The organism is Pseudomonas umsongensis (assembly GCF_012647205.1).
GTDB lineage: Bacteria > Pseudomonadota > Gammaproteobacteria > Pseudomonadales > Pseudomonadaceae > Aquipseudomonas > Aquipseudomonas umsongensis.
The window spans coordinates 3405786-3419229 of the sequence record NZ_CP051487.1; the positions used below are offsets into that span (position 1 = coordinate 3405786).

Consider the following 13444-nt stretch of genomic DNA (forward strand, 5'->3'; position numbering starts at 1 on the left):
GACAAGCTCGTTTTTGATGTGTTGCAGACTCGATTCTTCTGGCACCGCAACAAGGAGTGCAGGCCAGGGTCTCGATAATGTCCATCCAGGTTGGAGCAATTGTCATGAGTCTCACTCTCTATGGTTTTGATGGCAGCCCATACGTACGCACGGTAAAGATGCTGCTAAAGGAGAAAGGTGCGGAGTTCAATCAGCTACAAGTAAACGTGATGAAAGGTGAGCCGCATTCACCGGAACACCTTGCACGTAATGCATTCGGCAAGGTGCCGGTAATTGATCACGATGGATTCAGGGTGATCGAAACGGCGGCGATCATGAGTTACCTGGACGAGGTCTTGCCTGGGACTTCGCTTACCCCAAAAATGCCTCGGGATCGAGCCAGGAGTCATATGGCTCAGTCAATCTACGACTCCTATGGCTATGGCTCGATGGTTCCAGTCTTCGGTTATTACCTGTTCCCCGACTTTATCGGAGGACAGAACGATGCCTCCCGCCTCCAGGGCATCGAAAAATCCAAACTGGTGCTAACCGAGTTGATGAAGATCAAAGGCAGTGATCCTTTTCTTGCCGGCCCGGCGTTGAGCATTGGCGATTTGTACCTGGCACCGGCGTGCGCTTATCTGGCGATGACTCCGGACGCGGAGCAAGTATTTGCCATCAGCGGATTCGCTGACTGGTGGAATCGGATTCAGGCACTACCCAGCTTCAAGGCCACACCACCGCAGTAGTCATCCCCATCTTGGTGCGAAGACCCAGTGTGGTGCTTAGCACTTTACTACACCGCTTCTCGCGCTGATAAACGCGCCTTGGCGTCGAGGATTTTCGCGGTCAGCTCGAGGCCGTTTCGTTGTACGCGTGGGACTGTTGCGTGGTGTTTCTCCTATCGGGTTTGCTTGGTGACAGTTGTCGGTTGTTGGTTGTTGGTTGTTGGGTGCTTGGGTGCTTGGGTGCTTGGGTGTGAAGCAATGTTCTGCTGGTCGCTCGATAGCATCCAAGACCGATATACAATGTACGCATAAGCAGGGCCTATAGAGGGAACATCCCATGCTGCTACGACACTTGCGCTATTTGTTGGCTGTCGCCGATAACGCCGGCTTCACCCGCGCAGCCGAGGCGCTGCATGTTTCCCAGCCGACCTTGTCGCAACAGATCCGACAGTTGGAAGAGACGCTTGGCGTAGTGCTGTTCGATCGAACCTCGCGCACGGTAAAACCTACCGATGCGGGGCAGGCCTACATCGAATGTGCGCGTCGAGTATTGGTTGAGTTGGAAGCTGGCAAGCGCGCATTGCACGATGTGAAGGATCTGTCCCGCGGCACTCTGCGCCTGGCCATGACGCCGACGTTCATGGCTTACCTGGTAGGACCGTTGATGCGCGACTACATGGCTCTCTATCCAAATATCCATCTGGAGATCTTTGAACTCTCCATGGCAGATATCGAAACCGGCCTGGCGGATGACTCACTGGATATCGCCATTGCGTTTGATGACGTGCGAAACCCGGACATCGAAACGATCCCAGCTTTTATTGAAACCCTGGGGCTGGTGGTGGGGCGAGATCATCCGTTGTACGACTGTAAAAAACCGTTAACCGCCGAGCAGGTTGCTCAACTGGACTTTGCGTTGCTGACTCCCGACTTCGCCACCCGCATCTGTATTGACGAGTACTTCGCCAAGACGCAGATCACACCCAAGGTGGTGATCGAGGTCAATTCGGTCAACACTTTGCTGGAAGTCATGCGGCACACGGCGGTCGCCACTATTCTTCCGGAGCCCATCGCTACCCAGGACAGAGCCCTGCGCAGGATCGCGTTGCTGGACAAGGGGCCACGGCGCGGAGCCGCCCTGTTACGACGTAAAAACAACTATCACAGCGCGGCGTCAGTGGCCTTTATGGACTTGATGTTGGGCGTGTCGGTGGGGCAGTAGGTTTGGCAAAATGATCATTACACGTAATGAAATGCTGGATTGTATTTGCTGGTCATTCCGCTGTTTACGAGAGGAGGGGAAGATAACTCCATCGACGCGATCACCGGGTCGAACTCAAACAACAATCGGAGCACGTCATGTCCCAGCAAGCGATCAAACTTTATCGTCACCCTTTGTCTGGCCACTCTCATCGGGTCGAACTGATGCTGTCCCTGCTGGGACTGCCAACCGAACTGGTATTCGTGGACCTGATGAAGGGCGCGCACAAAGCGCCTGACTTCCTGGCTCTCAACCGTTTTGGCCAAGTGCCGGTGATCGATGACAACGGCACCGTCCTGGCAGACTCTAACGCCATCTTGGCTTATCTCGCCGCCAAATATGGCAAGGGCCAATGGCTGCCGACCGATCCGGTAGAGCAAGCCAAGGTTCAACGCTGGTTATCGGTGGCCGCCGGTCAAATCAATTCGGGCCCTGCCACCGCGCGATTGATCACCGTGTTTGGTGCCGGTTATGACGCCGAAGAAACGATCAAACGTTCTCATGCCCTGCTCAAGGTCATGGAGGAGGAGCTGGGTCAGAGCAAATTCCTGGCCGGTGACAAGCCGACCGTCGCCGATGTTGCCGCCTACACTTACGTGTCCCACGCACCGGAAGGTAACGTGGCGCTGACTGACTACCCGAATGTCCGTGCCTGGTTGAGCCGTATCGAAGGGTTGCAGAACTTCGTTGGCATGCAACGTACTGCTGTAGGCTTGCAAGAGGCTTGACTCGGTTCAGAAGGAGCTTGTCCGGAGAATAACTCCGGTAAGCTCCTTTTCCTTGTTTCGCAGTTCTCCCCAGGACGCTTTACGTACATGCTGCTAGCAGCCGACGGCGCGTGCGAAAGTCGCTGTAGCCGACGATACTGGCAATCAGGTCTTCCCGCGCAAGCGGCCAGATACCTCGCTGTCCTCTCATCAAGACAGGGGCGCCTATGGATCGTTTTCAAGAAATGCAGATATTCATGGCAGTAGCCGAGGAAGAAGGCTTTGCCGCCGCCGCTCGCCTGTTGAATATCTCTCCCCCCAGCGTGACCCGTGCCATCGCCGCGATGGAAGAGCGAATCGGCACACAGCTCCTTTCTCGAACCACTCGCAGCCTTCATCTCACCGAAGCGGGTCAACGCTATCTCGAGGATTGTCGGCGTATCCTCAGTGATATCGACGAAGCGGAGGAGGCGGCTGCCGGTAGTTACTCGATACCGTGCGGGCATTTGACCGTGACCGCGTCGGTGCTGTTTGGCGAGTTGTACATCGCGCCGCTGCTGGCCGACTACGTGGACCAGTTTCCTTCGGTGCACCTCAATGCCTTGCTGGTGGATCGTGTCGTGAACATGACGGACGAGGGTATCGACGTGGCCATACGCATCGGCCACTTGCGTGAGACTAATCAGCACGCCATCAAAGTCGGCGAAGTACGTCAGGTGATCTGCGGTACTCCCGATTATTTCGAACGCTACGGCAGGCCGCGTCATCCCGGTGAACTCAGTAACGCCAACATTGTCATGTCTTCGGCCAGCCATTTGCTGAGCGACTGGCAATTCGTCAACGACGGCAACGCCCTGAGCTTTCGATTCGAACCGCGATTGGTGGTCACCGCCAATCAGGCCGCGATCAATATCGCCAGTCTGGGCTGGGGTGTCACGCGGGTGTTGTCCTATCAGGTGGCCAACCAAGTGGCGGCAGGCGAACTGGAACTGGTGCTGGAGGACTTCGAACCACCGGCGCTGCCCATTCAAGTGGTCTACCTCAAGAGCACCCGCATACCGGCAAAGGTTCGTACCTTCGTGGATTTTCTCGCGGATCGACTCGGCAAGAACTCGGCGCTCAGGGCTGTGGTGAAGGGTTCCAACTGATGGATCGCTATCATGAAATGCTGATGTTCGAAGCGTTATCGGAGCGGCCCAGTCTGGCTGCTGCGGCCGTTTGTCTGGGTGTGTCCGGACCTACGGTCGTTCGCGCCATTGCACGGCTGGAGGAACGTCTTGGCGTGCCTCTGTTAGTTCGAAGCACCCGTGGGGTGTCGCTGACCGAGGCCGGTGCCGGTTTCATGGCCGATTGTTCACGCATTCTCAGAGCTATCGAAGACGCAGAGGCTTCGGCCAAGGGCTTACACGTTCAGGCCCAAGGCAATCTCACGGTGCTGATGCCTTTGCTGTTCAGCCGTTATGTCATGACCTCGATTCTGACGGACTACATGTGTCTTTATCCTGAGGTAAAAGTCTTTGCGCAATACCATGATCGTTTTCCGAACATGCATGAAGAGGGCATCGATGTGGCGGTGCTGGTCGGCCATCTACCAAGTTCGTCATTGATCGCACGACAGGTGGGCTATGTACGCTCGATGGTATGCAGCAGCCCTGCTTATCTGGCTACTCACGGTGAGCCCGGCGTACCTGAGGATCTGCAAAATCATCGACTGGTCGCCACCGATGCCTATCGAGACAGCGTCCAGTGGGACTTCCAGCACGACGGTGAGGTGAATCACTTAAAAGCCCGGACACGGATCAGTTGCGCGACGGTACAGGCGGCCATTGATGCAACCGCTTATGGCGCCGGCATTACCCGTTGTCTGAGCTATCCGTTGTACGAGTATTTGAACACGGGGCGATTGCGGTGTGTGTTGCAGCCCTATGAGTTACCGGCGCTGCCGGTGCACGTGGTGTACCGCGAAGGGCGCAAGGCCTCGATGCGGGTGCGCAGTTTTGTTGACCACATCGTCGACGGCCTGCGCGAGCATCCGGCCATGCAGCCGGATGTTCTTTGAACGCTTGCAGCGCACGCAACAGCGGAGGTCACTGCTAGTCATGCAGTGGTAGCTGTTTCAATCAGGCTGGCAACGACTTTCGGATTGGACACCATCACCACATGGGACGCGCCTTTGACTACGACAGTCTTCTTGGCGTGTGCCCGTTCAGCCATGAACACCTGGGCTTGCGCAGGGATGTTCTTGTCCTTGTCGCCATAGACGAAATACGACGGAACGGTTTTCCAGGCGGGTTCGCTCGAGGCTTGATCAGCGTAGCTACGGTCACGTCTGACTTGCCCGCCCGGCGCATGGAAATATGTCTGCAATCCCCTGAACTACAAACGGATACAAATGCCGTTCGGGCATTTCAGTGAGCGAAATAGTGGATTGTGTTTTGTGGTCGTTCTCTGCATCACGGTTAAGGCGGAGCATAAGCACACATACTTTTCCATGCTGTACAGCAGAGGTTCATGACCGATGAAACGCGTGCTTATGTTACTGGCCAACGGCGTAGAGCCTCTGGAAATGGCCGCTTTTACCGATGTGCTTGGCTGGGCCAACCTGCTGGGTGATCACCCTGTGGAGCTGGTCAACGCCGGCCTTCGCAGAAAGATCGTGACTACCTTCGGTCTCACGCTCAATCCGAGCTTTCTATTGAGCGAACTGGACTTGAGCAGCTTCGATGCCTTGGCACTGCCGGGTGGTTTTGAACCGTCGGGTTTTTACGAGGAAGCCTTGAGCGAACCCTTCCTGGCGACCATCCGGCATTTCGTCGAAGCCGATAAACCCGTTGCGAGCGTTTGCGTGTCTTCCGTGTGCCTGGGCGTGGCCGGCGTGCTGCGTGACAGGAACGCCACGACCTACCACCAGGAGGGCGGCAAGCGGAAAAACCAACTGTTGGAAACCGGTGCACGCTTTGTCGATCGCCCCGTGGTTGTCGATGACCAGATCATCACTTCGAGCGGGCCGGGCACTGCCACCGAAGTTGCATTCGTACTGCTCGAAAAAATAACCAGTGTCGAAAATGCCGCTTTCATCCGCAAGAAGATGCGCTTCGCCACCCCCGACCGTGGTTGGTACGAAACGCCGCAAGTGCCCTGAAATGTTCCACCAACTCCGATCGACTCTTTATCAAGGGTACGCCGAAGTGCTGAGCACTGACGAGTATGTGGTCTATGTTTTCATTCGCTGCCGAAAAAGGTAACCCAATGTTCAGTCTTTCCAATGCTGTCGATTACATGTGCCGCTCGCCGTGGCACGATTCAGTAAAGAGACCGAACGTTTGTATGGCGTTCTGGAGCAGCAATTGAGCGAACGACCTTACGTCGCCGGCGAATATTCCATTGCCGATATGGCGATCTATCCTTGGGTGCTGCAACATGACAAGCAAGGAATGATGCTCGATGGTTATCCTAACGTCGCCGCTTGGCTAGAGAAAATCAGCATGCGCCCAGCAGTGGTTCGGGCCTACGCTAAAGGGGAGCAAATTCGTCCATCTGTTCAAGCTGATCAAGACAGAAAAAAGCTTTATGGGCTTCCATAGCGGGATCGCTACCCCCCTTAGGCGATTCCGTGTTGCTCGAGTGCGTGCAGGGTCTGTCTCGAGCTTCATGAGGTTGCAAAACGCAGAGTTGATAATCACCGGCAATTGCGTATTTACCCCGCTGCCGGGGATTCAACCATTCCTCGCCGGGCGGCGGGTGAAGGGCACCTGTTTACGAATGCGTAGAGGTGATCATGAGTCAGTCGGACGCGCCAGGAGCATCCCCTTGGCATGCGGGTGAGCGTGAATTGCAGGAAAGCGTCGGAGTCGCCGATCAAATGGAGATATTCGGACGCAAGGTCGTACGTGACTTCATGCCTGATCAGCATCGATTGTTTTACAACCAGTTGCCTTACCTGGTGGTGGGCGCGGTCGATGAACAAGGGATGCCTTGGGCCACGTTGATCGAAGGCCCCACTGGCTTCATCCATTCTCCCGATCCGCGAATGCTGCAACTCGACCGCCTGCCCGCCGAGGGTGATCCGGTTCGGGCGGCCCTCAAGCAGGGCGCTGCTGTGGGATTGCTGGGTATTGACCTGAAGACCCGAAGGCGCAATCGCATGAACGGCAACATCAGTACCGCCTCGTCAGGCGGTTTTACCGTTTCTGTGGTGCACGCTTTCGGCAACTGCCCGCAATACATACAGTTGCGAGGCGTTGAGCCGGTCAGCCTTGGCCAAGCTTCAGCAATCGTAACAGCCGAATGTCTCAGTGAACTGGATGAAGCCGCAAAGTCGACCATCAGCAAGGCCGATACCTTTTTCATCGCCAGCTATGTCGACCTGGATGGCGATGCATCCCGGCGCTCGGTGGACGTTTCTCACCGGGGGGGCAATTCAGGTTTCGTCAGGATCGAAGGCAACGTGCTGACGATTCCCGATTTTGCTGGCAACCTGCACTTCAACACCTTGGGTAATTTCGTGCTTAACCCACGCGCAGGGCTGGTGTTCATCGATTTTGAAACAGGCGACATGCTGCAAGTCAGCGGGCGTACCGAGATTATTCTCGAGGGCCCGGAGATTGCTGCCTTTCAGGGAGCTGAGCGACTCTGGACACTGACCGTGGAACAGGTGGTTCGACGTCAGGCTGTGTTGGCCCTGCGTTGGCGGTTTGAAGGTTTTTCGCCTAACAGCCTGATGACGGGCAGTTGGGAACAAGCTGAGGGCCGATTGCAAGCCGATAACCTGCGCGATCAATGGCGACCGCTGAGGGTGACGCGGATAGTTGACGAGAGCAGCTCCATTCGCTCCTTCTACTTTGAACCGGCCGATGGCGCGGGCATACCGCGGTTTGAGGCTGGCCAACATCTGCCGGTGCGCTTTTGCCTTGCTGAAGGACAGGCGCCTCTGGTCAGAACCTACAGCCTGTCGAGTGCGCCGTCGGACAGTTTTTTCCGCATCAGCGTCAAGCGTGACGGACTCATCTCGTCGCATCTGCACGACCGCGTTCAGATAGGGGATCTGGTTGAAGCCCGTGCCCCTCAAGGGCGCTTCACGGTGCAAGCCGATGAATATCGACCGTTGGTTTTGCTGGCCGCGGGCGTGGGCGTGACCCCACTGCTGTCGATGCTGCGTGAAGTGATTTATGAAGGCGAACGTATCCGTCGCACTCGACCGACCTGGTTCATCCAAAGTGCGCGCAGCCTGAGTGAACTCGGGTTTCGCGATGAGCTGTACGAACTCGCGACCCGTGCCAAGGATAAAATTCGTGCGCTGCGCCTGCTTAGTCAGCCGGAAACTCATGCTCGCGTTGGTGAGGATTTTGAGGTGGCGGGGCGTGTGGATGTCGAACTGCTCAAGGCATTGCTGCCCCTGGACGATTACGACTTTTACCTGTGCGGCCCTGGTGCTTTTACCCAGGCGCTGTACGACGGTCTACGTCAGTTGCGTATTGGCGATGATCGTATTCACGCGGAGACTTTCGGTCCTTCGACCCTGGTTCGCCAACGGGATCATTTAACCCCGGAGGTCGAGCAGATACCCGCGGCAAGCAGCCCGGTCAAAGTGCTGTTCTCGGCATCGGCGAAGGAAGCTCGTTGGGAGCCGGGTGGCGGGAGTTTACTGGAACTGGCCGAGAGCCGTGGCCTGAACCCGGACTTCAGTTGCCGGGGCGGATCGTGCGGTACATGCCGGACCCGATTGGTCAGTGGCCAAGTGCATTATCTGAACCTGCCGGCTGAGATGCCGGCCGAAGGGGAGGTACTGATTTGTTGTGCGGTGCCAGCGCAAGCCAAGGAGGGCGACGCCCCCCTGGTGCTGGATTTGTGAGCTGGCATCGACCAGATACTCATCCCGCCATGCGCGGGTTGAGTACCTGGTCGATGCCGCCTTCGCTTTCAAGTTGAGCCAAGTCATCGAAGCCGCCAACGTGCCAGTTGCCGAAAAAGATCTGCGGGACGGTACGGCGACCGCTTCGGCTGACCATTTCGGTCTTCACGTCGACTGAGCGTACATCGATTTCCTTGTACGCAATCCCTTTGGCATCAAGCAAACGCTTGGCACTACGGCAGTAGGGGCAGGTCGTGGTGGTGTACATAGTGACTTCAATCATGTTGAGTACTCCTGAAAATTAGAGGCTGATTTAGGCAACAGCTTTTGCTGGACGGGCATGAACGGCAACGGTGTTCGGATGCTTGACCAGTGACTTGAAGGTCTTGTTGTCGGCGTCCAGGGCGTCGATTGAACCGGTCCCGATGTCGTAGACCCAGCCATGCAGATTCACCAGGCCTTTTTCCTGAGCCAGGCGCACGCTTGGATGAGTCTGAATATTGGCCAGTTGGGCGATGACGTTTTCACGCACCATGGAACTGACTTTGGCGGCTTCACTGGCGTGAGGACGCGATTCGTTGATGACTTTCGCCGACTCGGCATGTTGTAACCAGCCCGCGACCGCAGGCAGGTGATCCATGCAGGTGCACTTGGCGACAGCGGTCATGGCACCACAATCGGAATGGCCGCAGATCACGATATCGGTCACGCCCAGTACGGCGACGGCGTATTCGACTGTGGCCGACACACCACCGGAATGCGGGCTGTAGGACGGCACGATGTTGCCAGCGTTACGGATCACGAACAGTTCGCCAGGCTCTTGCTGGGTCAGCAGTTCCGGTACGACGCGACTGTCGGAACAGGTGATGAACAACGTGCCGGGATGTTGCGTGGTGGCCAGGTGTTTGAACAGGTCAGTGCGTTGTGGGAATGCTTCTTTCTGGAACTTCAAGAAACCTTCGATGAGCGCTTTCATGGTGTTTACCTTTCATTGAGTGCTGAGTGAGTGACAATTAGTTGGTGCAGCCGCTACCGATCACGTTGTATTCCAGGATGTGGATTTCACCGTGCAAATCGCGGTAAGTCATTTGCACTGGCGTCGGGCCACAGACATCAGCCGTCGGGGTGATGTGAATGACTTTGGCGACATCCAGGTGCATGCCATACGCATATGGAACGGCCTCAGGTGCTACCGCAGCTTCCTGTGCGTAGGCTGACAGCGAAGCCGTCAGGGACAGGGCGAGAAACAGAATTTTTTTCATGACGAATCCTCCATTCAAATGTGGTGATTGATCGAAAGGGTTAAGAAATTTTTTGAAGCAGGCCCGCAAGGCTGCGGGCCGATTTACAGGTCCGGTTGCATCCTTAGAAAGGACGCAGTGGCAGGAACTTGCCGTCAAGGGTGATCACCGCACGGTGACCGCCATCTGGGTCTTCGACTTTCTTCATGTCCAGTTTGAAGTTGATGGCGCTGATAATGCCGTCGCCGAACTGTTCGTGAACCAGAGCTTTCAGGGTGGTGCCGTAGATCTGGATCATTTCGTAGAAGCGGTAGATGGTTGGATCCGTCGGGACACCCGACAGGCTGCCGCGCAGCGGGATGACTTGCAGGCGGGCAACCGAGTCGGCGTCCAGATCCAGTTTTTCACCGATCACTTTGGCAGCAGCTTCAGGCAGCGGGTGCTGACCGAGCAGGGCGGCGGTGACATAAGCCAGGCCGAGGCCGGTGCCTTTGGTCACGTCTTCAAAGGACAGATTTTTGCGAGCTTTGGCGTCCAGGATTTTCGCGGTCAGCTCAAGGCTGGTGTCGTTGCAAGCGTGGGACTGTTGCATGGTGTTTCTCCTATCGGGTTTGCTGAGTTGGCGTTACTAGGTTGGTGTTGCTTGGGTGTGAAGCAATCTTCTGCGGTTATCTCGATAGCGTCCAAGACCGATATACAATCCTTCGCATAAGTCCTACCTATAGATGCATTTCGGAGTGCTCATGAACGTTGAAAACTCAGAGGCGCTGCTGTTGATATCCCAGCGGATATCCGGCTTGGATTGATGTAGCTGGGGCAAGCATCGGAGGGGCGGGCACAGACACGCGTTTTGTCTTGCCTCTGCATGCGCACAACTTGCCGTTGTTGCATCGTCGGGAAACCAAACTGGTGGTGGCGCTCAAAGGCGGAGTGGATATTCGTGCTGGTCGACGACGGATTGCGTTGCTTGAGGAAGACGAGGCGATAGAGCTCGATTCCGGAATCGCTCACCGAATCCATCAGTACGGCCCCGTGCCTGGCACTGTTGGCGCAGTGCTTTTGCCTGGCGCGATAGAACAGGAGTGGACGTCAGAGGCGGGTTTGTAGAATCAGTAACTTACGAGCCACATGAACATATCTGACATAGCACATGATTTAACATAATATACATTATGCGTACTCTATGGATACAGCCTTGGGTGGTAGTCTTCTCCTTTTTGAGCACCAAATGGCCTAGCTTCACTAAGCGGCTGTTTTTCATGCCGCGGAGAAAAACCCCAGTGGTCTCCCGATCGCCAGGGTTTTCCTTTGGCAAGTGATCAGCCGGATTCTGTCGAACGCGTACCGTCCAATTACCCCACAAGCTGGTCCAGCTGTGCTGAGGACCGATAAATTATCCGGTTACTCATCTGGTGGTAGCTTAACCTCCGTTAACAAGTCCTTCGAATTCCTCATTTGCTTTTCTAGCTGCTGCTGGCGGAATAATGCGTCTCGTTGTTCCAATTGCTCTGGTGACAAATACTGCAGTTGATCATCTGGCATTTCAACGAGTTGCTCGGGCGTAAAAGTTGCCATAACGATTTCTCCTGGGGCTGAGGAAATGAACTGTTCTAACAACCCTTATAGTTCAGCCACCAACTACATTTGAAAACTGTAAGAAATACCAGTTTTTCAGGCGTTTTTACTTTGATCATCATTCACAAAAGGCATATCAAAAGCTCACATAGCCATGGACGTCAAAATACGGCGGAAGCCGGCTTACTTCAAAGCCAAGCCGTATCCCTCGACCACTACACAACCCCCAGGATCCTTACCCTTGCTTGAAGCAGCCCGTGAAATCATCGACCTTTAACGGAGGATCCTGCTTGTGGTGGGCACACGATTCGGCTGCTGCTTTCAGTTAGAATCACAGGACTTCCCTGCCCTATATACAGATGATTCTTATAGCTCAACTAAATGCCTGTTTAGTTGAGTTAGCTGATAGTAGGTTTTGGAATCAGTGATGTAAAACCAACCTCCTCTAAGGCTAGACAACACGCTGGGAATACAAAACTAAATTCAGGCACCGCTCTTAGCCTCTGAAAATTTCGAATGGTTCAATCCTCAATACCTTGCCGATACCCAGGTAACTGGAAAACCCGGCGATGAGAAGGACCAGGCCAAACGCCAAACCCAGATTCCAGAACGCAATAATCACTGCGTAATTGGCCAATTACGTTCGTACAAGGGCAATCATCAGAGTGACCAGGCCGATGCCCAATCCAAAACGGGTCATGGCCGTGAACAGCGCCATGAACAGGATCATATATGCCAGCTCCCGGCTGATGGCTGGATGATCCGCAGGAGTAACCATGACGGTGTTCATCATCTCTCCTGCCATTCGGGCGAATACAAAACCGCGTTATGGCATCAATCGGCACGTGCAAGTTCGATGTCGTAATACTCCGGCACTGACACCGACAAACCCAATTGCGGGCTGATGATATGTCGATGCAGTCGTTCACATGATCGCCGCGTGGTGCAGCCCCTCCCCTACATCCAGTTTCTGCAAAGGCCAAATACACGCGCCTGTACCGCCGCTTCTAAACCGCCAGAATGCTGCATGGCGCCTGATACAGAATGTGTTCGGTGGTGCTGCCCAATAACTTACCCAGACCACGGGACTGGACTTTGCCCATGACGATCACATCCATTTGATGGTCGTGGCTAAACTCATTCAAGACTGCGATCGGGTGTCCTTCTATGAAATGTCGGCGATCGGACGGCACGCCGAACTGGTCGGCCAGCGCCAGAAAGGCTTTTTTCAGATCCCTGCCGAGCGCCTTGGTCAGTTCAGCAAGGGTAAGGCCGTCATAGTCCGCCAGGTACGCTGCCGAGATGGTGCAGGCATACAGCAGATGCAGCTCGGCATCGCACTGCAGGGCAAGGCTACTTGCCTGCTGGATGATCCGTTCGTTCAACGTGTTGTCGGCGGGCGTGGTATCGGTGACCTCGACAGCAGCCACCACTTTGCGTGGTAACACGTGCCGGCTGCTTCCCACCAGATACACCGGCACTTGGCAATGGCGCAGCAGTTGCCAATCCAGCGGGGTGAAGATTGCCCGTTTGAATGCCGACTCGTGCCGGATTTGCTTGATCAGCAGATCAGGTTGCATGTCGGTCACATAATCGATGATGTCCTTTTCCATATCTTCAGCCCACGTCAGTTGCGTGGTCACTGTAATCCCCCTGCCATGCAACGGGGCGGTCTGCTCATTGAGCCAGTCGCGATGGGGTCGCAGGCAATCCTCACGAAGCTGTAACCTGTCGCGCTCCTCAAGCATCCACAACCCTTTTATAGCGGGAACAAGTGCCAGGATATGCAGACTTGCGCCGCTGGCCCTGGCCAGCGCCATCGCATGTTGTGCCGGGTATTGGCGCAACGTCGGATCGACTATCAGCAACAAGCGTTGATACTGGCTCATGACAGGTCCTCCAGTCAGATGAAAGTCCTACATGGACGAGTGCACGATCGCAGGTCCGCGCCCCGTCCCAGGCGTCCAGCCCTTCCAGTTACTCAGCATTCAGACAGTCGCTCATGTATTTCTGCGCCCATGAGCCAACCCCGCCACTTTTTTTGATTTTGAAAGTCTGCCCTGCTTGCGACTTGATCTACATCAAGTCAGCGATCCCTTGTT

15 protein-coding genes and 1 pseudogene are annotated in these 13444 nt (G+C 55.4%); 8 read left to right on the top strand and 8 right to left on the bottom strand.

What is annotated here, in order from left to right:
• Positions 1-104 precede the first annotated feature (104 nt).
• From HGP31_RS15390 to HGP31_RS15410, 5 genes are all read left to right on the top strand, one after another.
• Positions 105-728: a glutathione S-transferase family protein gene (locus tag HGP31_RS15390; RefSeq protein WP_168758121.1), complete on the top strand. Its 624-nt coding sequence runs from the start codon at positions 105-107 to the stop codon at positions 726-728.
• A gap of 316 nt (positions 729-1044) precedes the next feature.
• On the top strand, positions 1045-1929 hold the full coding sequence (gene cynR / locus HGP31_RS15395) for a transcriptional regulator CynR (protein WP_168758122.1): 885 nt from the start codon (positions 1045-1047) through the stop codon (positions 1927-1929).
• Between the two features lie 137 nt (positions 1930-2066).
• The gene (locus HGP31_RS15400) at positions 2067-2696 is read left to right on the top strand and encodes a glutathione S-transferase family protein (protein ID WP_168758123.1); all 630 of its coding nucleotides are present in this window, start codon (positions 2067-2069) and stop codon (positions 2694-2696) included.
• A gap of 206 nt (positions 2697-2902) precedes the next feature.
• Positions 2903-3823, top strand: a complete 921-nt coding sequence (locus HGP31_RS15405; protein ID WP_168758124.1) for a LysR substrate-binding domain-containing protein — start codon at positions 2903-2905, stop codon at positions 3821-3823.
• The gene (locus tag HGP31_RS15410; RefSeq protein WP_168758125.1) at positions 3823-4734 is read left to right on the top strand and encodes a LysR family transcriptional regulator; all 912 of its coding nucleotides are present in this window, start codon (positions 3823-3825) and stop codon (positions 4732-4734) included. The genes HGP31_RS15405 and HGP31_RS15410 overlap by 1 nt, the downstream gene beginning before the upstream one ends.
• Positions 4735-4772: 38 nt before the next feature.
• On the opposite strand, the pseudogene HGP31_RS15415 reads toward HGP31_RS15410, so the two are convergent.
• A pseudogene (locus HGP31_RS15415) lies at positions 4773-4976 on the bottom strand (alpha/beta fold hydrolase); the annotation flags it as partial.
• 217 nt (positions 4977-5193) lie between these two features.
• Between HGP31_RS15415 and HGP31_RS15420 the strand changes: the two are divergent.
• From HGP31_RS15420 to HGP31_RS15430, 3 genes are all read left to right on the top strand, one after another.
• Complete coding sequence (locus HGP31_RS15420) at positions 5194-5817, top strand: DJ-1/PfpI family protein (protein WP_110750126.1); 624 nt, start codon at positions 5194-5196, stop codon at positions 5815-5817.
• 151 nt (positions 5818-5968) lie between these two features.
• On the top strand, positions 5969-6259 hold the full coding sequence (locus tag HGP31_RS15425) for a glutathione binding-like protein (protein WP_240963485.1): 291 nt from the start codon (positions 5969-5971) through the stop codon (positions 6257-6259).
• Between the two features lie 194 nt (positions 6260-6453).
• Positions 6454-8526, top strand: coding sequence for a 2Fe-2S iron-sulfur cluster-binding protein (locus HGP31_RS15430; RefSeq protein WP_168758126.1), 2073 nt, complete (start codon positions 6454-6456; stop codon positions 8524-8526).
• Between the two features lie 19 nt (positions 8527-8545).
• Here the strand turns inward: HGP31_RS15430 and grxC are convergent, their stop codons facing one another.
• The 7 genes from grxC to HGP31_RS15465 all read right to left on the bottom strand — a co-directional run bounded on the left by grxC (position 8546) and on the right by HGP31_RS15465 (position 13231).
• Positions 8546-8809, bottom strand: a complete 264-nt coding sequence (gene grxC / locus HGP31_RS15435) for a glutaredoxin 3 (RefSeq protein ID WP_168758127.1) — start codon at positions 8807-8809, stop codon at positions 8546-8548.
• 30 nt (positions 8810-8839) lie between these two features.
• The gene (locus HGP31_RS15440) at positions 8840-9502 is read right to left on the bottom strand and encodes a carbonic anhydrase (RefSeq protein ID WP_168758128.1); all 663 of its coding nucleotides are present in this window, start codon (positions 9500-9502) and stop codon (positions 8840-8842) included.
• 37 nt (positions 9503-9539) lie between these two features.
• Positions 9540-9788 carry a DUF2790 domain-containing protein gene (locus tag HGP31_RS15445; RefSeq protein ID WP_168758129.1) on the bottom strand — a complete coding sequence of 83 codons (249 nt, stop codon included), beginning with the start codon at positions 9786-9788 and terminating at the stop codon, positions 9540-9542.
• A gap of 103 nt (positions 9789-9891) precedes the next feature.
• On the bottom strand, positions 9892-10359 hold the full coding sequence (gene cynS, locus HGP31_RS15450) for a cyanase (protein WP_168758130.1): 468 nt from the start codon (positions 10357-10359) through the stop codon (positions 9892-9894).
• An 809-nt stretch (positions 10360-11168) separates the two neighbouring features.
• The gene (locus HGP31_RS15455) at positions 11169-11342 is read right to left on the bottom strand and encodes a hypothetical protein (protein WP_168758131.1); all 174 of its coding nucleotides are present in this window, start codon (positions 11340-11342) and stop codon (positions 11169-11171) included.
• Between the two features lie 637 nt (positions 11343-11979).
• On the bottom strand, positions 11980-12132 hold the full coding sequence (locus HGP31_RS30385) for a hypothetical protein (RefSeq protein WP_175582348.1): 153 nt from the start codon (positions 12130-12132) through the stop codon (positions 11980-11982).
• A gap of 217 nt (positions 12133-12349) precedes the next feature.
• The gene (locus HGP31_RS15465; RefSeq protein WP_168758132.1) at positions 12350-13231 is read right to left on the bottom strand and encodes a universal stress protein; all 882 of its coding nucleotides are present in this window, start codon (positions 13229-13231) and stop codon (positions 12350-12352) included.
• Positions 13232-13444: the final 213 nt, after the last annotated feature.

What these genes read in the sequence shown, in the direction of transcription:
- HGP31_RS15430 (WP_168758126.1), top strand. Translation starts at nt 6,454, where the DNA reads ATGAGTCAGTCGGACGCGCCAGGAGCATCCCCTTGGCATGCGGGTGAG.
- HGP31_RS15440 (WP_168758128.1), bottom strand. Translation starts at nt 9,502, where the DNA reads ATGAAAGCGCTCATCGAAGGTTTCTTGAAGTTCCAGAAAGAAGCATTC.
- cynR (WP_168758122.1), top strand. Translation starts at nt 1,045, where the DNA reads ATGCTGCTACGACACTTGCGCTATTTGTTGGCTGTCGCCGATAACGCC.
- HGP31_RS15400 (WP_168758123.1), top strand. Translation starts at nt 2,067, where the DNA reads ATGTCCCAGCAAGCGATCAAACTTTATCGTCACCCTTTGTCTGGCCAC.
- HGP31_RS15410 (WP_168758125.1), top strand. Translation starts at nt 3,823, where the DNA reads ATGGATCGCTATCATGAAATGCTGATGTTCGAAGCGTTATCGGAGCGG.
- HGP31_RS15405 (WP_168758124.1), top strand. Translation starts at nt 2,903, where the DNA reads ATGGATCGTTTTCAAGAAATGCAGATATTCATGGCAGTAGCCGAGGAA.
- HGP31_RS15420 (WP_110750126.1), top strand. Translation starts at nt 5,194, where the DNA reads ATGAAACGCGTGCTTATGTTACTGGCCAACGGCGTAGAGCCTCTGGAA.
- HGP31_RS15455 (WP_168758131.1), bottom strand. Translation starts at nt 11,342, where the DNA reads ATGGCAACTTTTACGCCCGAGCAACTCGTTGAAATGCCAGATGATCAA.
- HGP31_RS15390 (WP_168758121.1), top strand. Translation starts at nt 105, where the DNA reads ATGAGTCTCACTCTCTATGGTTTTGATGGCAGCCCATACGTACGCACG.
- HGP31_RS30385 (WP_175582348.1), bottom strand. Translation starts at nt 12,132, where the DNA reads ATGAACACCGTCATGGTTACTCCTGCGGATCATCCAGCCATCAGCCGG.
- HGP31_RS15465 (WP_168758132.1), bottom strand. Translation starts at nt 13,231, where the DNA reads ATGAGCCAGTATCAACGCTTGTTGCTGATAGTCGATCCGACGTTGCGC.
- cynS (WP_168758130.1), bottom strand. Translation starts at nt 10,359, where the DNA reads ATGCAACAGTCCCACGCTTGCAACGACACCAGCCTTGAGCTGACCGCG.
- HGP31_RS15445 (WP_168758129.1), bottom strand. Translation starts at nt 9,788, where the DNA reads ATGAAAAAAATTCTGTTTCTCGCCCTGTCCCTGACGGCTTCGCTGTCA.
- grxC (WP_168758127.1), bottom strand. Translation starts at nt 8,809, where the DNA reads ATGATTGAAGTCACTATGTACACCACCACGACCTGCCCCTACTGCCGT.